This is a genomic window from Methylobacterium isbiliense, from assembly GCF_022179325.1.
Taxonomy (GTDB): domain Bacteria; phylum Pseudomonadota; class Alphaproteobacteria; order Rhizobiales; family Beijerinckiaceae; genus Methylobacterium; species Methylobacterium isbiliense.
The window spans coordinates 1-22,131 of the sequence record NZ_BPQQ01000048.1; the positions used below are offsets into that span (position 1 = coordinate 1).

23 protein-coding genes are annotated in these 22,131 nt (G+C 73.3%); 13 read left to right on the forward strand and 10 right to left on the reverse strand.

The window, feature by feature from the left end; all coding sequences use genetic code 11:
• Positions 1-79: 79 nt before the first annotated feature.
• Positions 80-292 (reverse strand): hypothetical protein, encoded by a 213-nt coding sequence (locus MFF61_RS20380; RefSeq protein ID WP_238237518.1) that lies wholly within the window; start codon positions 290-292, stop codon positions 80-82.
• A gap of 290 nt (positions 293-582) precedes the next feature.
• Between MFF61_RS20380 and MFF61_RS20385 the strand changes: the two genes are divergently transcribed.
• From MFF61_RS20385 to MFF61_RS20405, 5 genes are all read left to right on the forward strand, one after another.
• On the forward strand, positions 583-2,013 hold the full coding sequence (locus MFF61_RS20385; protein WP_238237521.1) for a homospermidine synthase: 1,431 nt from the start codon (positions 583-585) through the stop codon (positions 2,011-2,013).
• A gap of 203 nt (positions 2,014-2,216) precedes the next feature.
• Positions 2,217-2,783, forward strand: coding sequence for a Uma2 family endonuclease (locus MFF61_RS20390; protein WP_238237522.1), 567 nt, complete (start codon positions 2,217-2,219; stop codon positions 2,781-2,783).
• Positions 2,784-2,798: 15 nt separating this feature from the next.
• Positions 2,799-3,140 (forward strand): hypothetical protein, encoded by a 342-nt coding sequence (locus MFF61_RS20395; RefSeq protein WP_238237524.1) that lies wholly within the window; start codon positions 2,799-2,801, stop codon positions 3,138-3,140.
• Positions 3,141-3,152: 12 nt separating this feature from the next.
• Entirely contained in the window at positions 3,153-4,544 is a 1,392-nt protein-coding gene (locus MFF61_RS20400; RefSeq protein WP_238237526.1) for an amidase, read from the forward strand.
• A gap of 41 nt (positions 4,545-4,585) precedes the next feature.
• A complete protein-coding gene (locus MFF61_RS20405) occupies positions 4,586-6,514 on the forward strand; it encodes an SDR family NAD(P)-dependent oxidoreductase (protein WP_238237528.1) in 1,929 nt (642 codons plus the stop codon).
• Here the strand turns inward: MFF61_RS20405 and MFF61_RS20410 are convergent.
• The gene (locus MFF61_RS20410; RefSeq protein ID WP_238237529.1) at positions 6,471-7,433 is read right to left on the reverse strand and encodes an alpha/beta hydrolase; all 963 of its coding nucleotides are present in this window, start codon (positions 7,431-7,433) and stop codon (positions 6,471-6,473) included. The genes MFF61_RS20405 and MFF61_RS20410 overlap by 44 nt on opposite strands.
• A 239-nt stretch (positions 7,434-7,672) precedes the next feature.
• On the opposite strand from MFF61_RS20410, the gene MFF61_RS20415 reads away from it, so the two are divergent.
• Both MFF61_RS20415 and MFF61_RS20420 read left to right on the forward strand, forming a co-directional pair.
• Entirely contained in the window at positions 7,673-8,125 is a 453-nt protein-coding gene (locus MFF61_RS20415; protein ID WP_238237534.1) for a cupin domain-containing protein, read from the forward strand.
• 43 nt (positions 8,126-8,168) lie between these two features.
• Complete coding sequence (locus tag MFF61_RS20420) at positions 8,169-9,020, forward strand: branched-chain amino acid aminotransferase (RefSeq protein ID WP_238237536.1); 852 nt, start codon at positions 8,169-8,171, stop codon at positions 9,018-9,020.
• Between the two features lie 60 nt (positions 9,021-9,080).
• Here the strand turns inward: MFF61_RS20420 and MFF61_RS20425 are convergent, their stop codons facing one another.
• Positions 9,081-10,163, reverse strand: coding sequence for an ABC transporter substrate-binding protein (locus MFF61_RS20425; protein ID WP_238237539.1), 1,083 nt, complete (start codon positions 10,161-10,163; stop codon positions 9,081-9,083).
• A gap of 395 nt (positions 10,164-10,558) precedes the next feature.
• On the opposite strand from MFF61_RS20425, the gene MFF61_RS20430 reads away from it, so the two are divergent.
• Positions 10,559-10,729 (forward strand): hypothetical protein, encoded by a 171-nt coding sequence (locus tag MFF61_RS20430; protein WP_238237541.1) that lies wholly within the window; start codon positions 10,559-10,561, stop codon positions 10,727-10,729.
• Between the two features lie 80 nt (positions 10,730-10,809).
• Here MFF61_RS20430 and MFF61_RS20435 read toward each other — a convergent pair whose 3' ends face one another.
• Positions 10,810-11,856: a DUF2332 domain-containing protein gene (locus tag MFF61_RS20435; protein WP_238237549.1), complete on the reverse strand. Its 1,047-nt coding sequence runs from the start codon at positions 11,854-11,856 to the stop codon at positions 10,810-10,812.
• 177 nt (positions 11,857-12,033) lie between these two features.
• Here MFF61_RS20435 and MFF61_RS20440 point away from each other — a divergent pair, with 177 nt between their 5' ends.
• Both MFF61_RS20440 and MFF61_RS20445 read left to right on the forward strand, forming a co-directional pair.
• On the forward strand, positions 12,034-12,891 hold the full coding sequence (locus MFF61_RS20440) for a GNAT family N-acetyltransferase (RefSeq protein ID WP_238237550.1): 858 nt from the start codon (positions 12,034-12,036) through the stop codon (positions 12,889-12,891).
• 179 nt (positions 12,892-13,070) lie between these two features.
• Positions 13,071-14,447, forward strand: coding sequence for an adenylate/guanylate cyclase domain-containing protein (locus MFF61_RS20445; protein WP_238237551.1), 1,377 nt, complete (start codon positions 13,071-13,073; stop codon positions 14,445-14,447).
• Between the two features lie 27 nt (positions 14,448-14,474).
• Here MFF61_RS20445 and MFF61_RS20450 read toward each other — a convergent pair whose 3' ends face one another.
• The gene (locus MFF61_RS20450) at positions 14,475-14,726 is read right to left on the reverse strand and encodes a hypothetical protein (protein ID WP_238237552.1); all 252 of its coding nucleotides are present in this window, start codon (positions 14,724-14,726) and stop codon (positions 14,475-14,477) included.
• 212 nt (positions 14,727-14,938) lie between these two features.
• On the opposite strand from MFF61_RS20450, the gene MFF61_RS20455 reads away from it, so the two are divergent.
• Positions 14,939-15,715, forward strand: coding sequence for an SDR family NAD(P)-dependent oxidoreductase (locus tag MFF61_RS20455; protein WP_238237558.1), 777 nt, complete (start codon positions 14,939-14,941; stop codon positions 15,713-15,715).
• Positions 15,716-15,751: 36 nt separating this feature from the next.
• Here MFF61_RS20455 and MFF61_RS20460 read toward each other — a convergent pair whose 3' ends face one another.
• From MFF61_RS20460 to MFF61_RS20475, 4 genes are all read right to left on the reverse strand, one after another.
• Positions 15,752-16,258, reverse strand: a complete 507-nt coding sequence (locus MFF61_RS20460; RefSeq protein WP_238237560.1) for a PRC-barrel domain-containing protein — start codon at positions 16,256-16,258, stop codon at positions 15,752-15,754.
• 117 nt (positions 16,259-16,375) lie between these two features.
• Positions 16,376-17,380: an Hsp33 family molecular chaperone gene (locus MFF61_RS20465; protein WP_238237567.1), complete on the reverse strand. Its 1,005-nt coding sequence runs from the start codon at positions 17,378-17,380 to the stop codon at positions 16,376-16,378.
• Between the two features lie 207 nt (positions 17,381-17,587).
• The gene (argF, locus tag MFF61_RS20470) at positions 17,588-18,532 is read right to left on the reverse strand and encodes an ornithine carbamoyltransferase (protein WP_238237568.1); all 945 of its coding nucleotides are present in this window, start codon (positions 18,530-18,532) and stop codon (positions 17,588-17,590) included.
• Positions 18,532-19,725 carry an aspartate aminotransferase family protein gene (locus tag MFF61_RS20475; RefSeq protein WP_238237571.1) on the reverse strand — a complete coding sequence of 398 codons (1,194 nt, stop codon included), beginning with the start codon at positions 19,723-19,725 and terminating at the stop codon, positions 18,532-18,534. Before MFF61_RS20475 ends, argF begins: the two co-directional genes overlap by 1 nt.
• A 230-nt stretch (positions 19,726-19,955) precedes the next feature.
• On the opposite strand from MFF61_RS20475, the gene MFF61_RS20480 reads away from it, so the two are divergent.
• The gene (locus MFF61_RS20480) at positions 19,956-20,429 is read left to right on the forward strand and encodes a RidA family protein (protein WP_238237573.1); all 474 of its coding nucleotides are present in this window, start codon (positions 19,956-19,958) and stop codon (positions 20,427-20,429) included.
• The gene (locus MFF61_RS20485; protein WP_373324774.1) at positions 20,426-21,196 is read left to right on the forward strand and encodes a glycerophosphodiester phosphodiesterase family protein; all 771 of its coding nucleotides are present in this window, start codon (positions 20,426-20,428) and stop codon (positions 21,194-21,196) included. Before MFF61_RS20480 ends, MFF61_RS20485 begins: the two co-directional genes overlap by 4 nt.
• A 49-nt stretch (positions 21,197-21,245) precedes the next feature.
• Here MFF61_RS20485 and MFF61_RS20490 read toward each other — a convergent pair whose 3' ends face one another.
• Positions 21,246-22,025, reverse strand: a complete 780-nt coding sequence (locus MFF61_RS20490; RefSeq protein WP_238237580.1) for a DUF1499 domain-containing protein — start codon at positions 22,023-22,025, stop codon at positions 21,246-21,248.
• Positions 22,026-22,131: the final 106 nt, after the last annotated feature.

The following is a 22,131-nucleotide window of genomic DNA, read 5'->3' on the forward strand; positions in this document are numbered from 1 at the left end:
CCCGCGGCGGCTTTTCTGTTGAGCAAATCGGGGCTGGCCCGGGGAGCGGGCGACACCGCCTCCGGGCGCCGGGCGTGGCTCAGCAGAAGTAGTTGCCGATCTGCCGCTCGAGGTCGTCGGTGATGCGCCCGCCGCGGGCCTCGATGAAGGCTGCGATCTGGGCGTCCCGGCGGCGCTGGCGCTCGGCATGGACGGCCTGGGCGATCCGCCCGACGAGGGCGAGGAAGCCGGGCTCGTCGCGGGAGGGCGCGGACGACAGGCTGGAGAGGGAGTGGCTGAGAACCGCGAGCATGATGATCTCCTGTGAGAACTGCGCGCGGGCGTTTCTTCCTTCGGGTGTCGGCTTCTGCGTCACCGACTGTGTTGCAATGCAATATGGAGGTTGTTGCGGCGCGCTCAAGCGCGGCGGCTGCAGCTGCGCCATGCGGCCAAGGCATGGCGGCGGCAGGTGAATCTTTGCTGATTCTTTACCTCGGCGCCGGGTTGACCCGCTGGGGCGGAGCGGCCAATCAGCCCGTCGCCGGCCCGTCACCGACATCGGCTAACGACGCGCACCCGAAACGCTACTGGAAGGCTTCCGCCATGACCGACTGGCCCGTCCACGGCCACATCAGCGGCCCCATCGTGATGATCGGCTTCGGTTCGATCGGCCGGGGCACCCTGCCCCTGATCGAGCGCCACTTCACCTACGACAAGGCCCGGTTCACCGTGATCGAGCCCTCGGACGCCCACAAGGCGCTGGCCGACCGGCACGGCCTGCGCTTCGAGCAGGTGGCGCTCACCCGCGACAATTACCGCGAGGTGCTCACCCCCCTCCTCACCGAGGGCGGCGGCCAGGGCTTTTGCGTCAACCTGTCGGTGGACACCTCCTCGCGCCACATCATGGAGCTCTGCCGCGAGATCGGGGCGCTCTACATTGACACGGTCGCCGAGCCGTGGCCGGGCTTCTACTTCGACAAGAACGCGGGTCCGGGCGACCGCACCAACTACGCGCTGCGCGAGCAGATCCTCGACGCCCGCCGCCGCAGCCCGGGCGGCACCACGGCGGTGTCCTGCTGCGGCGCCAATCCCGGCATGGTGTCGTGGTTCGTCAAGCAGGCGCTCCTCAACGTGGCGGGCGACCTCGGCCTGACCGACCCGGAGCCGACGACCCGCGAGGAGTGGGCCGCGCTGATGCGCAAGGCCGGCGTCAAGGGCATCCACATCGCCGAGCGCGACACCCAGCGCGCCAAGTCCGAGAAGCCGATGGGCGTGTTCGTGAACACGTGGTCGGTGGAGGGCTTCGTCTCCGAGGGCAACCAGCCGGCCGAGCTCGGCTGGGGCACGCACGAGACCTGGATGCCGGAGAACGCCCGCACCCATCCGGGGGATGCGCCCGCGATCTACCTGCTCCAGCCCGGCGCCGACACCCGCGTGCGCTCGTGGACGCCGACCGCCCAGGCGCAGTTCGGCTTCCTCGTCACCCATAACGAGGCGATCTCGATCGCCGACTACTACTCGGTGCGCGAGGGCGGCAAGGCGGTCTACCGGCCGACCTGCCACTACGCCTACCACCCCTGCAACGAGGCGGTGCTGTCGCTGCACGAGATGTTCGGGCAGGCCGGGCGCGTGCAGGAGAAGCACCACATCCTCGACGAGAACGAGATCGTCGACGGCATCGACGAACTCGGCGTGCTGCTCTACGGCCACGGCAAGAACGCCTACTGGTACGGCTCGCAGCTCTCCATCGAGGAGACCCGCCGCATCGCGCCCTACCAGAACGCCACCGGCCTTCAGGTGACCTCGGCGGTGCTCGCCGGCATGGTCTGGGCGCTGGAGAACCCGGAGGCCGGCATCGTCGAGGCGGACGAGGTCGATTTCCGCCGCTGCCTGGAGGTCCAGCTGCCGTATCTCGGCCCGGTGGTGGGGGTCTACACCGACTGGACGCCGCTCGCCGACCGTCCGGGGCTCTTCCCCGAGGACATCGACACCAGCGATCCCTGGCAGTTCCGCAACGTGCTGGTGCGCGTCTGAGCCGCCGCCGCATCGGTCCGGCCGCGTCGGCGGCCGGGCCGATGCGGACGCGACGACACGGGGCGGACGCGCGCGGCGCGTCCGCCGCTCACGGTGCGCGCCGTGGGCACCATGCCTCCTCTTCGTGCAGCCCGGGCGGGGCCCGGCGGACTGTCGCGCCCGCGCGCCCGGTGCTAGCATCGCGGCACCGGACAGGAGCTGCGATGACCCTCGCGCTGCGCCGCGAGCCGCGCCTGCGGTTCGCCGACTTCCTCGCCATGATCCGCGCCCGCCCGGACGACGAGCGCTGGGAACTCCTCGACGGAGAACCGGTCCTGATGGCGCCGCAGAGCGAGCGCCACCAGCAGATCGTGATGAACCTCGGCCGCAACCTCGCGGAACTCGCCGACCGGGTCGGCTGCCGCGCCCTGCCGGGGCTCGGGCTGCGCAACGAGTTCGTGGACGATGATGCGCCGTTCCCCGACATCGTGGTCCGCTGCGGCCCGCTCCTGCCGGACGGCTACGCCCGCGACCCGATCCTGGTGGCGGAAGTCCTCTCGCCCTCGACCATGCACAACGACCGCGGGCGCAAGGCCGCCTTCTACCAGTCGCTCCAGACCCTGCGCGCCTTCCTGATCGTCTACCAGGACGAGCCGCGGGTGGAGGTCTGGCAGCGGGGCAACGGACCCGACTGGAGCGTGCGGGCGCTCGGGCGCGACGACACCCTCCCCCTGCCCGACCTCGCCGGCAGCGTGCCGGTGGCCGCCCTCTACGCCGGCATCCCTCTCTGAGCCCCAGGTCCGCCCTTGCCCCACTTCGACGAGTTCTACGCCAACAAGCTGCGCGGCACCCTCGGCGTCACCGATGCCGAATCGGTGCTCGACCTGCGCGGCACCGCCCGGCCCAAGGCGGAAGCCTCGCTCACCGACATGCTGGAGCGCAGCCGCTTCGCCAAGGGCAAGACCGTGGCGGTGCGCCTCGACGGCCCGGCGCCCGGCGGCGGCGAGACGCTGTTCCAGCCGGTCGGCCGCCTGCTCCTGGAGGCCAAGCGCCGCGGCTGGGTCGACCGGCTCCAGACGCTGCCGGCCCAGGACGGGCTCGGCTTCTACGTGGCGCTCGCGGGCAAGCCGGCGCGCGAGGGCGGCTGAGAGGGACGCGCGATGACCGAGTCCCCGGCCGACCTCAGCGCCGCCGACCTCCTCTGCGCCTACGCCGAGGGGGCGCTCTCCCCCGTCGAGGTGCTCGACGCGGTGATCGCCCGGGCCGACGCGCGCGAGCCGGCCCTCCGCGCCCTCTACGCGCCGGATCCCGACGGCGCCCGGGCCGCCGCCCGCGCCTCCGAGGCGCGCTGGCGGCGCGGCGAGGCGCTGCCCCTCGACGGCGTGCCGGCCACCGTGAAGGAGAACATCGCCACGGCGGGCGTGCCGATGCCGCTCGGCACGGCGGCGCGGCGCGACGCCCCGCCGGCCGCGGCGGACGCCCCCTCGGCGGCGCGCCTGCGCGAGGCGGGCGCCGTCATCTTCGGGCGCACCACCATGCCGGATTACGGCATGCTCTCCTCGGGCCTCTCCAGCTTCCACCCGCTCGCGCGCAACCCCTGGGACCTGTCGCGGACGCCCGGCGGCTCCTCGGCGGGCGCGGGCGCCGCGGCGGCGGCGGGCTACGGCCCGCTCCATCTCGGCACCGACATCGGCGGCTCGGTGCGGCTGCCCGCCGGCTGGTGCGGCATCGTCGGGCTCAAGCCCAGCAACGGCCGGGTGCCGGTCGATCCGCCCTATTACGGGCGCTGCGCCGGGCCGATGACCCGCACGGTGACGGATGCGGCGCTCGCCATGCGCGAACTCAGCCGGCCGGATGCGCGCGACGGCACCGCCCTGCCCCCGCAGGCGATCGACTGGCTCGCCCTCGACGGCCTCGACCCGAAGGGCCTGCGGCTCGGGCTGATGCTGGAGGCGGGGGTCGGCCTGCCGCTCGATCCCGCGGTGCGCGACGTGGTGGAGGACGCGGCCCGCCGGCTCGCGGCCGCCGGCGCCGTGATCGAACCGGTGGCGCCCATCCTCACCCGCGAGATGCTCGACGGGCTCGACACGTTCTGGCGCCAGCGCGCGTGGTCGGAGATCGGCGCGCTCTCCCCGGAGCGGCAGGCTTCGGTGCTGCCCTACATCCGGGCCTGGGCCGAGACGGCGCGGTCCCTGAGCGGCGCCGCGGTCTTCGCCGGGATGAGCCAGATGGCGCGGATGCGCGACGCCGCGCTCGCCGCGACGCGGCCCTTCGACTTCCTGATCGGCCCGGTCGCCCCGGTGCCGGCCTTCCCGGCCGAGCTGCCCTCCCCGACCAACGACCCGCGGCGCCCGTTCGAGCACATCGGCTACACGGTGGCCTTCAACATGTCGGAGCAGCCGGCGGTTTCGGTCCCGGCCGGCTTCACGCCGGAGGGGCTGCCGGTCGGCCTCCAGATCGTCGGCCACCGCTTCGACGATCGCGGCGTGCTGCGCCTCGCCCGCCTCGTGGAGAAGATCCGCCCGGCCCTGGCGCCCTACCCGGTGCGTTGACACCACCGGAGCCGCGGCCGATACCCCGGGCCGGCTCCACGATGCGCAGACCCACCCTCAAGACCGCCGCGATCATCGCCCACGACCTCGTGGCGACGGCGCTCGCCGTCCTCCTCACCTTCCGGATCCGCTTCGACGGCGCGCTGCTCGACGAGCGGGTGGCGCACCTGCCGGTGCTGCTGCCGCCCTTCCTGGTCTTCGCCGGGCTGGTCTACGGCGGGTTCGGCCTCTATCGCTCGAAGTGGCGCTTCGCCTCGCTGCCGGACCTCGCCTCCATCGTGCGCGCGGTCGCGGTGCTGACGCTGGCGCTGCTCGTCATCGACTACGTGCTGGTCTCGCCGGTCCTGTTCGGCATCTACTTCTTCGGCAAGGTGGCGATCGGCCTCTACTTCGTGCTGCAGGTCTTCCTGCTCGGCGGCCCGCGCCTCGCCTTCCGCTACCTGAAGTACAGCCGCTCGCGCCAGAGCCTCGCCCGCACCGCCACCACGCCGACGCTGCTGCTCGGGCGCGGGCACGACATCGAGGTGGTGCTGCGCGCGATCGAGTCCGGCACGGTCCGCAAGCTCAGGCCCGAGGGCATCCTCTCGCCGCGCGCCGAGGAGCAGGGCCAGACCATGCGCGGCGTGCCGGTGCTCGGGGGATTCGCCGATCTCGAACAGGCGGTGGCGGATCTGGGCGCCCGCGGCGTGCCGGTGCGCCGCCTCGTCGCCACGCCGAGCGCGCTGGCGCCCGAATCCCATCCCGACGACCTGATCGCGCGCGCCCGCCGCCTCGGCCTGCCGCTCGCCCGCGTCACCACGCTGGGCGAGGGCATGCGCGACGCGGAGCTGGCGCCGCTGGAGATCGAGGACCTGCTGCTGCGCCCTACGGTCGCCATCGACCGGCCGCGGCTGGAACGCTTCCTCACCGGCCAGCGGGTCGTGGTGACGGGCGGGGGCGGCTCGATCGGCTCGGAGATCTGCGCCCGCGCGGTCGCCTTCGGCGCCTCGTCGCTGCTGGTGATCGAGAATTCGGAGCCGGCGCTGCACGGCATCCTGACGCGGCCGGCGCTCGCCGAGAGCGAGGCGGAGGTGACGGGCGTGCTGGCCGACATCCGCGACCGCGAGCGGCTCTTCGCGGTCCTGCGCGACTTCCGCCCCGACGCGGTCTTCCACGCCGCGGCCCTCAAGCAGGTGCCCTACCTCGAACGCGACTGGGCGGAGGGCATCAAGACCAACGTCTTCGGCTCGGTGAACGTGGCGGATGCGGCGCTGGCGGCGGGGGCGCGCGCGCTGGTGATGATCTCCACCGACAAGGCGATCGAGCCGGTCTCGCAGCTCGGCGTCACCAAGCGCTTCGCCGAGATGTACGCCCAGGCCCTCGACGCCGCGGGCGGCCCCGCGCGGCTCGTGGCGGTGCGCTTCGGCAACGTGCTGGGCTCGGTCGGCTCGGTGGTGCCGGTGTTCAAGGCGCAGATCGCCCGGGGCGGCCCCGTCACGGTCACGCATCCCGACATGGTGCGCTACTTCATGACCGTGCGCGAGGCCTGCGACCTCGTGCTCACCGCCGCCGCGCATGCCGACCGCGAGGGCCGCGACCCCGCGGCGGGCGACCAGCGCGCCGCCGTCTACGTGCTCAAGATGGGCCAGCCGGTGCGCATCCGCGACCTCGCCGAGCGGATGATCCGGCTGGCCGGCTTCGAGCCGGGCGAGGATATCGAGATCGCCGTCACGGGCGCCCGCCCGGGCGAGCGCCTGAACGAGATCCTGTTTGCCCGCGACGAGCCGATGGTGAACCTCGCGGGCATCGACGGCGTGATGGCGGCCAAGCCGGTCTTCGCCGACCGGGCGCAGCTGGAGCGCTGGCTCGCGCGCCTGCGCCACGCCGTGGCGACCGACGACCGCGCCGCCGCCGACGCGGTGTTCGGCGAGGCGGTGCCCGACTTCCTCAGGCGGCCGGGGGCGCCGCGGGCTCTGGCCGCGCAGGGGTAGCGGGGGCCGCATCCAGCGCCTCCCGCAGCTCCGCCCCGATCCCCCGCAGCGCCTCGCGCGCGTACGGGATCAGACCCCCCATGCCGTAGAAGTGGTGGATCATGCCCGGATGGCAGGTGTGGCGCACGGGCACGCCCTCGGCCGCGAGCCGCGCCGCGAAGGCGGCGCCGTCGTCCCGCACCATGTCGTAGGCGGCGGTGTGGATCAGGGTCGGCGGCAGGCCCGCCAGGGACGGCGCGCGCAGCGGCGAGAGGCGCGGATCGGCCGGGTCGGCGCGCCCGGCGTAATGCGCGATGTCGCGCGCGAGGGTGGCGCGGTCGAGCCCGTAGCCGGTGGCGAGGGTGCGGTGGGATTCCCCCTCGCCCGCCGCGTCGAGGACCGGGCAGAGGAGGAGCTGCGCCGCCACCGCGAGGCGCCCCCGCGCCCACAGGCACAGGCCCGCCGCGAGGTTCGCGCCCGCGGAATCACCCCCCACTGCGAGGCGCCCGGGAGCCAGCCCGAGGGCGGCCGCCTCGCCGGCGACCCAGGCGAGCGCGGCCCGCGCATCCTCCACCGCCGCCGGGAAGGGGTGCTCGGGCGCGAGCCGGTAGGTTGCCGCCACCACGGTGCAGCCGCTCGCCGCGGCGAGCGCCCGATAGATGCCGTCATGTGCGGCGAGGCCGCCCCCGACGAAGCCGCCGCCGTGAAAGTAGAGGAGGCAAGCCCCGTCCGCCCGGCCGAGCGGCCGGTAGAGCCGGGCCGGCAGCAGGCCGGCCGCTCCCGGGAGCGCCAGGGGCTCGACCGCCGCCACCGGCACCGGCGGTCCCGTGAGGCGGCCGAGCCCCTCCAGGCCCGCCCGGCGGCTCTCCAGCGTCGGCGGTCCCTCCGCCAGGATCGCGGCCATCTGGAGGTAGCGGCGGACCTGCGGGTCGAGCGGCATGGGGCGTCCGTAGCGGGAAGTCAGCAATCCGGCCCCTGAACATCCCGGACCGCGTGCTGCATCAGCCCTTAAATTGATTGCGAAAGCCTGATGAGATGCGCGCGCCTTCGGGCATCGGATTCAACTTGCGTCAACCCGTGCCTGATAGGGAGGCTGTCTTGGGAGAACCGTCCCGGTTGCCCGGATGGGCCGCTGACACGAGGACGGATCCGGTTTCGTACAGTCGAGGAGTTCCCGCCGTGTCCCTGCCGCCGATCGTCTTCTGCCCCACCGACGTCCCGCTCAAGGCGGCGCCGATCAACCCGCACTGGGTGCGGGTCGGCAACCCGGAGGCCCGCAACGTCGTGCTGTCGCGCAGTGCCGACGGCACCGCCAGCACGATCCTGTGGGACTGCTCGGCGGGCGAGTTCGTCTGGCACTACGACATCGACGAGACGATCTACTTCCTCGAAGGATCGGCGGTCATCGGCGACGCCGGCACCCCGCCGCGGCGCTTCGCGGCCGGCGACGTGCTGTTCTTGCCCAAGGGGTCGGTGGCCAACTGGCACGTGGAGAGCTACGTCAAGAAGGTGGCGTTCTGCCGCCGGGTGCAGCCGAAGGTGATCGGCCAGGCCCTGCGCGCGGCGTCCTTCGCCAAGCGGCTCCTCACCGGGCGCGGTGCGGCCGCGCCCGCGATGTCGCTCGGCGGCTGACCAGACCGGCACGGGAGGCCGGGGCGAGAGGGGCGAGACGGCGATGAGCGAGTCGACCTGGACCTTCTTCGAGGGTGCGTGGCATCCGGGCAACGTGCGGATGATGGGGCCGCGCACGCACGGCGCGTGGCTCGGCTCCACCGTGTTCGACGGGGCGCGGGCCTTCGAGGGCGTGACGCCCGACCTCGACCTCCACCTCGCCCGGGTGAACCGCTCGGCCGTGGCCCTCGGCCTCAAGGCCGTGGTCGAGGCTGCCACCTGGCGCGAGCTCGTGCACGAGGGCCTGCGCCGCTTCGCCCCCGATGCCGCCCTCTACATCCGGCCGATGTACTGGGCCGAGAGCGGCTATGCGGGCGGGGTGCGCTTCGACCCCGACTCCACCAACTGGTGCCTCTGCCTCTACGAGGCGCCGATGCCGGTGCCGGGCCGGCTCTCCATCACGCTCTCGCCCTACCGGCGGCCCACCGCCGAGACGGCGCCCGTCGAGGCCAAGGCCGGCTGCCTTTACCCCAACGGCGCGCGGGCGCTGGCCGAGGCGCAGGAGCGCGGCTTCGGCAACTGCCTCGTGCGCGACGCCCTCGGCAACATCGCCGAACTGGCCAACGCCAACGTCTTCATGGCCCGCGACGGCGTGGTCTGCACCCCGGCCCCGAACGGCACGTTCCTGGCCGGCGTCACCCGCGCGCGGGTGATCGACCTGTTGCGCCACGCGGGCGTCGCGGTGCTGGAGACAACCCTGACCTACGCGGATTTCGCGGCGGCCGACGAGATCTTCTCCGCCGGCAACTACGCGAAGGTGATGCCCGTCACCGCCATCGACGGCCGCGCCCTGGAGCCGGGGCCGTTCTACCAGCAGGCGCGCGACCTCTACTGGGCCTACGCGCACGGGCGCTGAGAGCCCCGCCGGCCGGAATCTCCCCGCCGCGTCGGCGCGGGGGCTTGCGGGACCCGGCCGCTACTCGATGATCTCGTCGGCACGCACGAGGAAGGTCGACGGAATGTCGAGCCCGAGCGCCCTGGCGGTCCTGAGGTTGAGCACGAGTTCGAACGTGGCGGGCTGCTGGACGGGCATGCCGGCCGGTTTCGCGCCCCTGAGAATCTGGCCGGCATAGACGCCGACGATCCGGAAATGCTCGGCGAAGTCCGATCCGTACGACAGAAGGCCGCCGGCGACGACGAACTCGCGGCGGAAGTACAATGTCGGGCTGGAATGCTCGTGCTCCAATCCGACCAGATGGGGAGCCTGCAGGAAAAAGTATGGATCAGGCGCGACGATGACCGCATCGATGTCCTTCCGCTTGAGGCCGGCGTAGATCTCGCCGATCTCTCGGGAGTCGCTGGCATTGAGGATGTGGACCTGTTGTCCGGTCTTTTGCGCCGCCTCCTGGATGCCGGCGGCCTCCCGAATGGTGGCGGGATTGAGAGGATTGACGAGAAGCCCGATGCGGGAGGCTTTCGGCAGAAGGTCCTGGAGCAGTTCCAGGCGCTTCGATGCGGTCTCGACGAACGAGGCGGTGATGCCGGTCAGGTTGCCGCCCGGCCGCTGAAGGCTGGCGACGAGCCCGACCTTCACCGGATCGTCCGCGGTCGTGAACACGATCGGCACCGTCGAGGTCGCGGCCTTCGCCGCCTGGGCCGCCGGCGTTCCGCCGGTGGCGACCAGAACCGACACCGGCTTGCGGACGAGATCAACCGCCAGGCTGTGCAGCAGGGTGTAGTCTCCGTTCGCCCAGCGATAATCGATGACGACGTTCCCGCCGTCGCTGAAGCCCGCCGTGGCCAAGCCCCGCTTGAACGAGCCGATCAGGCTGGCGTCCGCACCGGGCGATCGGCTGCTGAGGAAGCCGATGATCGGCAGCGCCGGCTGCTGAGCCTCGGAAGCGAGCGGACCGATCGCAACCGCACCGGCCAAGCCGGACACGAAGGATCGCCGCCTCATCCGGATCATCTGCGACCCCATGCGGTGAGTGAACGGCCCATCCGTTGCGCTCGCCGACCAGTCTACGCCAAGTCGAGCGCCACATGAGAGCGTCGGCATGCGACCGCTCATCAGGCCCGTGCCGGCTGCGGTGACCCTGACGCCTGAACGGGTCGGCCGGCCGCGGCCGGCCGCGTCGTGATCCGAAATGGCGCTGGCGGCGGGGTCCGGTACGGCCCGGGATGCCGCGTGCACTGCAGCATCTCGGGCCGCGTCCCGGCCGCGACGGCGGCTGTTCGGCCGCAAAGCTTCACCTGCGGCACGGGCGCCGGCCATGCGTGTCAGCCGCGTCTGAAGGGCCCGTTGATGCAGTATCTTGCAGGGGGCGAGCCAATCACGCACTCTCGATCCATGCGCCGATTGCATGACGGGCTTGTGGAATGTGGTATACCAAGAAGCGTGGTGCGGTGCGATATACGGCTCATCGCAATCGCACACACCACGGGATGCCCACCATGACGATCGCTCTCTTCCTCGCCGGTCTCGCTGCCGTCGCCGTCGGTCCGGCTCTCGCCCTCCTCACCGACCGCCTGGGCCTCGAGGCGTCGGCCGAGAACAACGCCGTGGCCGGCATGTTCGTGGCCCTCAACGACAACGCGCAGGTCGCGCGCCGCAACGCCGCCTGATCCCGCCCGCGCCGCATCCTCCGCCCGGTCTCGCCCCGCCCTGCTCCGCACGGGCGGGTTTTCATTGTGCGGCTTGCGCCTCACCGGGATCCCGGCAGGCCCTCCCACCGCACCCATTGGCCGTGCGGATGGGCGGTGGCGAGCCGGTGCGTCCGCCCGCCCGGCCACAGCGTGAGGCGTAAGCCGGCGGGACCGCCCTCGAACTCGTAGGCGAGCCACGCGAGCGGGGTGTCGGCCGTCGCGCGGGCTCCCGCCTCGCTCAGGAGAGCCGCCACCTGCGCCCGCCCCTGGACCGGCAGGTACTGCAGCGCGATCGAGTGCTGCACCACCCGGGCTTGGCCCGCCTGCGGCGGCGCGGCGAGGCGCTCGGCGAGCCACGCCACGGCGTCACCGCGATCGAGGGGCGGCGGATCGGCGGCGGCGAGCGCCAGGGCGGCTTCGAGCCGGGCGAGCCGGGCGCGCTGGTCGGGCCAGACATAGGCGGTCAGGCGCTCGCGATGCTGCGCGTCGGTCACGTCGAGCGGGTTGAGGTCGACGCCCCGGCGTGCGGCGATCCGCACCGACGCCTCCGGCGGCGGGGGGCCGGTCCAGTCGGGCGCGAGGTGCAGCCCCGCACCGGGCCGGCCGGCGGCCCTGCCGCCGAGCTCGTACGCGTAGGCATCGAGGACGAGGTTGAGGCCCGCGCTCGCCCCGATCTCCCACAGCACGATCGGCTTCGATCCGGTCATCGCCGCCACCGCCATCAACCCCGGCATCAGCACACCCGAGCGCGCGACCTCATTGGTCTGCGGCGCCGAATCGAGCCAGGGATCGAGGTCGGCGGCCGTCGCGAAGGCGCGCGCGAGCGCCTCCCACAGGGCCGCCGGGTCGGGCGCGGCCGGCGGGTAGAGGGCGGCGAGGTCGGGCAGCCGGCCGCGGCGCACGAGGGCGTGCAGGCCGCCCGCGAGGCGCAGCGGCAGGGCGTCCGCCTCCGGATCGCCGGGCCAGCCGAGGATCCGGCGCCCGAGCGCCGTGTCCCCGGTCAGCCGCGCGGCGACGAGGCGCAGCAGCATGGCCGTGAAGGGCGAGCCGAGCCGCTCGCAATGGCCCGCCTGTACCGCGAAGGAGTGCCGAACCCGCTCCGTCATCGCCTCGCTCCGGTTCTGCGCCGACGGCCGCGCGTCGCGCGGTCGGGGCCGTCCGGCGCTTCCCTTCTAGCCATCGTCCGGCGTCCAAGGCCACGGCGTCCAAGGCCACCGCGTCCTTGCCTCGCGCGATCACCGGCTTATCCTCCGGCCGGATCGAAGGAGACGGAGAGGTCGCCCATGCCATCCGGTGCCTCCGCCGAGCTGACGGTCCGCGTCATGACGGACCGTGACCTGCACCTCGCGATCGGGTGGGCCGCGGCGGAGGGCTGGAACCCCGGCCTCAGCGATGCGGCCTGCTTCCAGGCCAGCGACCCGGCGGGTTTCCTGGTCGGCTGCCTCGGCGGCGAGCCGGTCGCCTCGATCTCGGTGGTGCGCTATGCCGCCAGCTTCGGGTTCCTCGGCTTCTACATCGTGCGGCCGGATCGGCGCGGCCGCGGGTTCGGCCGCCGTCTCTGGCAGGCCGGCCTGGACCACCTGACGGGGTGCGTGGTCGGCCTCGACGGCGTCGTGGCCCAGCAGGACAATTACGCCCGATCCGGGTTCGTGCCGGCCCATCGCAATGTGCGCTACGGGGGAAGCCCGCAGGTCGAGGCCCCCGCCGACCCGCGTCTGACGGCGGTGGGCCCAGACCTCCTCGACGCCGTTCTGGCCTATGACCGGCCGTTCTTTCCCGCGCCGCGCGAGGCCTTCCTGCGCTGCTGGCTCCAACCCGATGCGCGTGCCGCCCTCGCCTACGTCGAGGACGGGGCCGTGAAGGGCTACGGCGTCATCCGGGCCTGCCGGACCGGCCACAAGATCGGTCCGCTCTTCGCCGACGGCGCGCGCGAGGCCGGCGCGCTGTTCCGGGCGCTCGCCGCCAGGGCCGGCGGCGCGCCCGTCTTCCTCGACGTGCCCGAGCCGAATGCGTCCGCTGTGCGGATGGCCTCGTCCTACGGTCTCTCGCCGGTGTTCGAGACGGCGCGGATGTATCGCGGCGGGCGGCCCGACCTGCCCCTCGCGGCGATCTACGGGATCACCAGCTTCGAGCTGGGCTAGAGCAAGAACAAATCGCGTTGCACTCCTTCTTCAGGTCTTCGCTTTTGACGGATTGTCTGCGACGAACCGGCATCCGCTTCGTCGGAAAATTTTCTCGTGCTCCTGGCCGCGCCGGTGCGGCCATGCTGTAATCCGGCAGCGGCGTGCCCTGTGCCGGGCCGAGGAAGGAGGAGGCCGTCGTGCGGGACGTTCTGCGCGCGAAGGGTCCGCCCCGGGACGCACAGCCCTTCATCAGCATCCCGGCCCGCCCGCTGGAGGGCGACCTCGTCGCCTCGCTCATGCGCCGCCATGAGGTCGCGGCGGAGCGGCTGATCGGGTGGCTGCGCGTGGCGATCGGGCTCGGCGTCTTCGTGACGGTGATCGTGGCCGATCGCGTCCTGCACCGGCTGACGGGCGTGTCGCTCGACCTGTTCGAGCGCAATGCCTGGATCGCGTCTCTCGGATTCCTGGCCGTCGGCGCCGCCAGCATCGCGGTGGCGGAGCCGCAGCGCTGGCGGCACGGCTTCGCCTACCTCTTCATGGTGCTGGATGTCGGGCTCGTGCTCGTCATCGCGTGGCTCGCCCTCGTCGAGCGCGGACTGCCCGGCAATGCCCTGCCTTCGGCCCCGATCGTCTGGGCGGCGCCCCTCGTGCTCGCGGTCGGCGCCCTGCGCTACGACGTCGTGGTTCAGCTCACGGCGATCGCCCTGCTGGCGCTCGGCCTCGTCGGCATCGCCATCGGCCTCGACCATCGCCTGGTCCTGGATCCCGCCGCCGCGGAAGGAGGGCCGTGGCGCCAGCTCTTCTCGATGCCGATCAACGTGCTGCGGCTGGAGATGGTCCTCCTGGCCGGGGCGGCCACGGCCTTCGGCATCGTCCGCTCGCGCCGCCTGCTGGCCTCCGCGGTCAAGGATGCGGTCGGGCGCGCCAGCCTCGCGCGGTTTCTCCCGGCCGAGATCGCCCCCCGGGTGGCGTCGGGCGACGCCGCGCTGCGCCGCGGGCGCCGCCAGCGGGCCGTCATCGTCTTCGTCGACATCCGCGACTCGACCGGCATGGCCGAGGGCATGGATCCCGAGCGCCTGTCGCAGTTCTTCACCGCCTTCCGCACCCGGATCCTCGCCTGCGTGCGCCGGCACCGCGGCTTCGTCGACAAGTTCATCGGCGACGGCGCGCTGGTCCTGTTCGGCGTGCCGGACGAGGGCGGCGACGATGCCGCCCGCGCGCTCGCCTTCGCGCACGATCTCGTCGGCATCGTCGAGGCCTGGAACGCCACGCGCGAACTGCCGCAGGCCGTGCGGATCGGGGTCGGCATCCATGCCGGCGAGGTGTTCTGCGGCATCGTCGGCGACGACGAGCGGATGGAGTTCACGGTGCTGGGCGATGCGGTGAACGTCGCCTCGCGGCTCGAACAGGCGACGAAGCGCTACGGCGGGATGATCCTGGCCTCCGGGGCGGCGGTCGAGGGCTCGTCGGACCGTGCCGCGTGGCGGCTGGTCGGCCGGGAGCCCCTGGCCGGGCGCAAGGAGCCCATCGCCATCTTCGCCCCGGCGGTCGACGCGGCGCCCGCCGAAGGATGACTGAGCCCTCGCAGCCCGGAGAGGGCCTCACTCCGCCGAGGGCTCCGGCCCGGCCGGACCGGCTTTCGACCGGGCCGGCACCAGCATCCAGACGGACGGGCGCCCGTCGCGCTGACGGCGCGCATTCGCCTGCCGCTCGTCCAGCAGCGTCCGGGCCGCCGCCGGATCGGCCTCGCTCGCGGGTGGGGTCGTCTCGGCGGCTGGCGCGGAACCGGCGGCGATCCCCATGATCGCCAGCACCACCGCGGCGAGGATGGTGCGATGGGGTGATGGGGGCATGCGCTTCTCCGCTCTCTCGCTCTCGGAAGCCCTGGTCGCGGCCTCGCTCCTGTGATGCGCGACGGGAGCGGATCCTTGGGTGCCGTGCCGCACGGCCTCGCGCACGCTCCCGGGTCCGCGATCGGTGGACGGCGGCGGACCGGGGGTGTGGAGTGGCCGGAGCGGCCGGGTTAGCCTCGCCCGGAGTTTGTCCGGTTTCTCGGGATTCGCCCATGCTCCGCGTCGGCCCGCCCTCTCTCTCCCTCGACGGTCTCACCGTCCTGGTGATCGGCGGATCGAGCGGCATCGGCGAGGCGGCCGCCCACGGCTTCGCCCGGGCCGGCGCGCGCGTCGCCATCGCGGCGCGGCGGCAGGCCAAGCTCGATGCGGCGCTGGAGCGGTTGCGCCCCGTCTGTCCCGAGGCCCGGGCCTATGCGGCGGACGTGACGGAGCCGGGCGCCGTGGCGGCGCTCGCCGACCGCGTCCTGGCGGATCTCGGGCCCCTCGATGTGCTGATGACCTGCCAGGGCATGACGATCATCAAGCCGGCGCTCGATTTCTCGCCCGACGAGTTCGCGCAGGTGATCGCCACGAACCTCACCAGCGTCTTCCACGCCTGCCAGGCCTTCGGCCGGGCGATGGTGGCGCGCGGCAGCGGCGCCATCATCACGGTCGCCTCGCTCGCCGCGCATCGCGGCTGGCCGAGCGCCTGCCCGTACGCGGTGGCCAAGCACGGCGTGGTCGGGCTCACCACCTCGCTCGCCGCCGAATGGGCCGCCCACGGCGTGCGGGTCAACGCGATCTCGCCCGGTTTCTTCATGACGGAGCTCAACCGCGAGACGATGCCCCAGGCGCGCAAGGACGCGGCGCTCGCCCGCAGCCCCGCCGGCCGCTTCGGCGACCTGCAGGAGCTGGTCGGCGCCGCGCTCTACCTCGCGTCCCCGGCGGCGAGCTTCACCACCGGGGCCGTGCTGGCCGTGGACGGCGGCTACCTCGCGGGCGGCATCTGACGGTCCGCCCTCACCCGCGGCGGCCCGCCCTCCCGGTCACGGTTTGGCCGTGCTGCCGGTCCGGTCGGGCTGCGGCTGGCCGAGATAGATGTATTCGGGTGCGGCGCGCAGCTGGTCCCGGTCGGTCTGGATCACCGCCTTGACGGTCTTGTCGTCGACCCGCGTGATCGTCACCGCCTCGCGGGCGATCGAGACGTACTTGGTGCCGATGCCGAGGAAGCCGCCGACGCCAACCACGTAGGATTTCACGCTGAACTGCGGATCGAGCACGAGGTCGGCCACCGTGCCGATGGTCTCGTTGGCGCCGTTCTGGATCGAGAGCCCGATGAGCTTGGAGGTCACCATCTCGTCGGGCTGCTGGGCCACGAAGGTCGGCCGCAGGCTGTTGTCGAGGGTCGCGGGGGCGGCGGGAACCGGCGCCGGCGCGGCGGTCTCCTGGCTCGGGTTCATCTGGCTCGGGTTCGTCTGACCCGGATTCGTCTGGGCGTGAGCCGAGAGGGCGCCCGCCACGACGAACGCGGCGGCGAGGGAGAAGCGGGGCATCGAGGGCTCCGGAGTGAACGGAAGCGCCGCCGTCCGGCGGCGATCGCCCTAACAAGGAGCGATCTTCCCCAAAGTTCCTCCCGGTTTCCCGGAAGCGACGGCCCGTCGGCGCGCGCCTCAGTGGCGCGCGCCGCCCGCCAGTTCCGCCTCCACCTCCGCCGGGTCGAGGTCGTAGTGGCGCGAGCAGAACTCGCAGGTGATGCCGATCCGGCCGTCCTCGCCCACCATGTGGCGGCGGTCGTCGTCGGAGAAGCGGCGGATCATGCCCATCACCCGCTCGCGCGAGCAGCGGCAGGCCTCGTGCACCCCCTGCCCCTCGAACACCCGCACGCCGCGCTCGTGGAAGAGCCGGTAGAGCAGGCGCTCGCTCGACACGGTGGGATCGACGAGCTCGTGGTCCTCGGTGGTGGCGACGAGCGACTTCGCCTCCAGCCACGCATCGTCCTCCGCCACCTGGCCCTCGTCGAGCCGCGCATGCCCCTCCGGGATGTCGCCCGGGGGCAGGTCGGCGAGCCGGGCGCGCTCGGGCGACTGGGGCAGGAACTGCACCAGGAGGCCGCCGGCCCGCCAGCGGCGCTCGCCCTCCTCCAGCTGCTCGGCCACCGCGAGGCGCACCTTGGTGGGGATCTGCTCGGACTGGCGGAAATACTGGTGGGCCGCCTCCTCGAAGCCCTGGCCGTCCAGGGCGACGACGCCCTGGTAGCGGCTCTGGGCCGGGCCCTGGTCGATGGTCATGGCGAGGTGGCCCTGGCCGAGGAGGTCGGCGGTGCCGGGGCTGCGTAGGCCGGCGACGCGCGCGGCATCGAAGCGGGCGGTGGCGCGCAGGCGGTCGGGCGCCTCGAAATCCACCACCACCATGTCGACCGGGCCGTCGGTCTTGGTCTGGAGCTGGAAGCGGCCCTCGAACTTGAGCGAGGCCCCGAGCAGCACGGTGAGCGCCGCCGCCTCGCCGAGCGCGCGGGCGACCGGCTCGGGATAGCCGTGGCGGCGCAGGATCAGGTCGAGGGCGGGGCCGAGCCGCACGACGCGCCCGCGGACGTCGAGGGCCTCGACCGCGAAGGGCAGGACGACGTCGTCGCGGCCATCCGCGGACAGGTCGAAGGAGATGGTCTCGGGGCTCATGTCCTCTCCGGGGCCGGGGGACGCGGCGGTCCCGGCCGGCTCTCTCGAGCGGGAATCATGGTCTCCCGGCGGCGCGGCTCCCGAGCCCTCGCGGGTCTGAGCCCGCAGGGCCGATCCTGCCGAGCCGGATGAACGGTCGCGAGCGAGGGAACCGCCGCGTCGAGAGACCGGCGTGCCTTCCCGATATGGGGAGGGCGCGCCGGCTTTTCACGCCTCCACGGCGCCGAGGCACCACGCCAGGATGCCCTTCTGGGCATGCAGGCGGTTCTCGGCCTCGTCGAACACCACCGATTGCGGCCCGTCGATCACCTCGGCGGTGACCTCCTCGCCGCGATGGGCGGGCAGGCAGTGCAGGAAGATTGCGTCCTTGGCCGCCGCCGCCATCAGCTTGGCGTTCACCTGGTAGGGCATCAGCAGGTTGTGGCGGTGGGTCTCGTCCTCGTCGCCCATCGAGACCCAGCAATCGGTGACGACCGCGTCGGCGCCAGCCACCGCCTCGAACGGGTCGGTGGTGACGTGCACGTCCGCGCCCTCCGCCCTAGCCCAGGCGACGAGGTCCGGCCGCGCCCCGAGCTGCGGCGGGGCCGCGACGTTGAGGCGGAAGCCGAAGCGCGCGGCCGCATGCGCCCAGGAGGCCAGCACGTTGTTGGCGTCGCCCGACCACGCCACCGTGCGGCCCTTGATCGGGCCGCGATGCTCCTCGAAGGTCAGCACGTCGGCCATGATCTGGCAGGGATGCGAGAGCTTGGTGAGCCCGTTGATCACCGGGACCTCGGCGTGCCGGGCGAGTTCGAGCATCATCCCGTGGTCGAGGATGCGGATCATGATCGCGTCGACGTAGCGCGAGAGCACCCGGGCGGTGTCCGCGACGGTCTCGCCGCGCCCGAGCTGCATCTCCTTGCCGGTCAGCATCAGCGTCTCGCCGCCGAGTTCGCGCATGGCGACGTCGAAGGAGACGCGGGTGCGCGTGGAGGGGCGGTCGAACACCATCGCGAGCATCCGCCCGGCGAGCGGGCGGCTCGGCGGCGGCTCGCCCTTGCGGCGGTGGCGCTTCATCTCCGCGCAGGCGTCCAGCACCGTGCGCAGCTGCCCGCCCGAGAGGTCGGTGAGGTCGAGGAAGTGCCGGGGACCGGTCTTGAGGGGGGCGTTCATCACTCGGCGGCTCCCCGGGCGGCGGTCTCGAAGGTGGCGGCGGCGGCCTCCAGCCGCTTCACCGCCTCACCCACCTCGGCCTCGCCGACGATGAGCGGCGGCAGAAGCCGCACCACGTTGTCGCCCGCCGGAATCACGATCAGGTGCGCGTCCCGGGCGGCGGCGGCGAACTCGGTGTTGGGCACCTCCAGGCGCAGGCCCATCATCAGGCCCTCGCCGCGGATCTCGCCGATCACGCCCGGATGCCGGTCCTTGAGGGCCGCGAGGCGCTGCTTGAGCAGGAGGCCGGTCTCCCGCACCCGCTCGAGGAAGCCCGGCGCCAGCACGACGTCGAGCACGGCGTTGCCCACCGCCATCGCCAGCGGGTTGCCGCCGAAGGTGGTGCCGTGGCTGCCCGCGGTCATGCCGCGCGCGGCCTCGGCGGTGGCGAGGCAGACGCCGAGCGGGAAGCCGCCGCCGATGCCCTTGGCGGCCGACAGGATGTCGGGGGTGATGCCCGACCACTCGTAGGCGAAGAGCTTGCCGGTGCGCCCGACGCCGCTCTGGACCTCGTCGAGGATCAGGAGCAGGCCGTGCTCGTCGGCGACCCGCCGCAGGGTGCGCAGCCACTCGGGCGCCACCACCCGCACGCCGCCCTCGCCCTGGATCGGCTCGATCATCAGGGCGGCGGTCTCGGGGGTGATCGCGGCCTTGAGCGCGTCGAGGTCGCCGTAGGGCACCTGATCGAAGCCGTCGACCTTCGGGCCGAAGCCGTCGATGTACTTCTGCTGCCCGCCCGCCGCGATGGTGGCGAGCGTCCGGCCGTGGAAGGCGCCCTCGAAGGTGATGACGCGGAACCGCTCCGGGTGGCCGCCCGCCGCGTGGTACTTGCGCGCCATCTTGATGGCGGCCTCGTTCGCCTCCGCGCCGGAATTGGCGAAGAACGCCACGTCCGCGAAGGTGGCGTCCACGAGGCGCCGCCCGAAGCGCTCGCCCTCCGGGATCTCGAACAGGTTCGAGACGTGCCAGACCTTCTGCGCCTGCTCGGTAAGCGCCGCGACGAGGTGCGGATGGGCGTGGCCCAGCCCGTTGACGGCGATGCCGGCGCCGAAATCGAGGTAGCGCGACCCGTCTCGGGCAACCAGCCACGCGCCCTCCCCGCGTTCGAACGACACCTTGGCCCTGGCGTAGGTCGGCAAGAGGGCGGACGTCACGATCCCGTCTCCGTCGCGGCCGCCCGAGAGGGCGGCCAAAAAGAAAGCGCCGCCTCTAAGGGGCGGCACGCGCGCGAATACTATGGAAGGCCGCCGGCCTGTCAACGTTCGGGGCCGCCGGCAGGGGATGGGCGGGCGCGCCGGGCGCCTCCTCGCTTGCCTGTGGCGGGGTTGCCATGCCGGCCCGGCTTGGGCCACACCCGGGCACGCAACCGCACAGGAGACCGCGCATGAGCGCCACGCTCGACCGCCTCAGGGAACTCGGCCACGTCCTGCCGCCGGCCGCCAGCCCGGTCGCGAACTACGTGCCGTTCAAGCGGGCCGGCAACCTCGTGGTGGTCTCCGGCCAGCTCTGCTTCGGGCCGGACGGGCAGCTCGACGAGCGCCACAAGGGCAAGGTCGGCGGCACGGTCACCCCGGAGGTCGCGGCCGAGGCGGCCCGCTACTGCGCCCTCAACGTGCTGGCCCAGCTCGGCGCCGCGGTCGGCAACCTCGACGACGCGGTGGTGAGCTGCATCCGGCTCGGCGGCTTCATCAACACCGCGCCCGGCTTCTCGGCCGTGGCCGGGATCATGAACGGCGCCTCCGACCTGATGGTGGCGGTGCTGGGCGAGCGCGGCCGCCACGCCCGCTCGACGGTGGGCGTCGCCGAACTGCCGCTCGACGCGGTGGTGGAGGTCGAGGGCATGTTCGAGGTGCGATGAGCCCCGCGATGGATGCCCCCAACGCCCCCGGCTGGCTCACCGCCCGCCCGATCGCCCATCGCGGCCTGCACGACCGCGCGGCCGGCCTGCCCGAGAACACGATCGGGGCGGCCGAGGCGGCGATCGCCCGCGGCTACGCGATCGAGTGCGACGTCCAGCTCAGCGCCGACGGCGAGGCGATGGTCTTCCACGACGAGGGCCTGGGGCGGCTCACCGGCGAGAGCGGCCGCGTGCGCGAGCGCAGGGCGGACGACCTTCGGCGGCTCGCGGTAGCGGGCTCGCCCGAGCGGGTGCCCACCCTGCCCGAATTCCTGAGCGTCATCGCCGGGCGCACGCCCCTCGTCGTCGAGGTGAAGTCGCGCCACGACGGCGACCTCGCGCTGGCGCGCCGGACCGCTGCCGTCGTGGCGGCGTATGCCGGCCCGGTGGCGCTCAAGTCCTTCGATCCGGCGATCGTCGCGGCGCTCGCCGACCTCGCGCCGGGCCTGCCCCGCGGCATCGTCGCCGAGAGCCGCCAGGACGACCCCGCCTATGCGGGCCTGACCTCCGAGGCGCGGCACGCGCTCGCCCATCTGCTCCACTTCGCCGAGAGCCGGCCCGACTTCCTGTCCTGGCGCGTGGACGACCTGCCGAACGCCGCGACCTACCTCGCCCGCCTGCTCGGGCGGCGCCCGGTGATGACCTGGACGGTGCGCACGCCCGATCAGGCGGAGCGGGCGCGGCGGCACGCGGACCAGATGGTGTTCGAGGGGTTCCGGCCGGATTGACCGGCGCCGGGGCAGGGATCCCCGCAGATCCGGTGTGACGCCGGCTCCGTCACTTCACCGCGAGCGCGAGGTTCGACAGCTCCTCGAGGTAGGACCGGACGTGGTCGGCGTTCTGGCCGAAGTCGCGGTCGCCGTAGCGGGAGGCGGCGCGCACGTCGATGCGGGCGCCGTCCGCCCGCGGCCGGATGCGGACGGTGATGTCGTAGGGCAGGCCGAGCAGGCGCGAGCGCACCACCGCCTCGATGCGCCCGTTGCCGATCCGGCCGCCGGGCTTCTGCGCCTCGATCACCTGCCAGCGGCGGTTCTGGGCGGCCTTGAGGGCGAGCCCGAAGGCCTCGTCGGCGCCGAGGTCGAGGGTGAGCGGCGCGACCTGCGGGTAGGATTCCCGCTGCAGCGCCCGGTCGGCCGGGCTCACCTCCGGCGGCAGGCGCCCGCCCCGCGCGGCGTCCGCGGCCCGCGAGCGCGAGAAGGCCGGCGGGTTGTCGATGTCGGTCGACACGTCGGTGAGCTTCGGCAGCAGCGCGCCGCGCGCCGCCATGTAGCCCGGATAGGCCAGGACGAGCGCCGCCACGAGGAGGCCGCCGACCGCGGTGCGCAGGCCCCGCGCGCCCTCCTGCCAGATCCGCACGAAGGCCCCGGCCGCGAGCAGCACCGCCAGCACCGCCACCGCGACGCCGGCGGCGAGCGTCACCAGCGCCGGCCCGGTCTCGGCGCGGGGGTCGCGCACCAGCAGGAGCGCGAGGCCCACCGCCGCCACCGAGAACCACGCCAGGCGCAGGGACCACGGGGCCGCCCGGGTGACGGGCTCTTCGGCGATCAGGCGGCGCATCGGTCCTGCTGCATTCTCCCCTGCCCCCGCGCGGCCGCGCGGGAGACGGACCCGGACGCCTTAACCCACCCGGGCGTTCGGGGGTAGCCGGCCGCCGCGCGGGTCC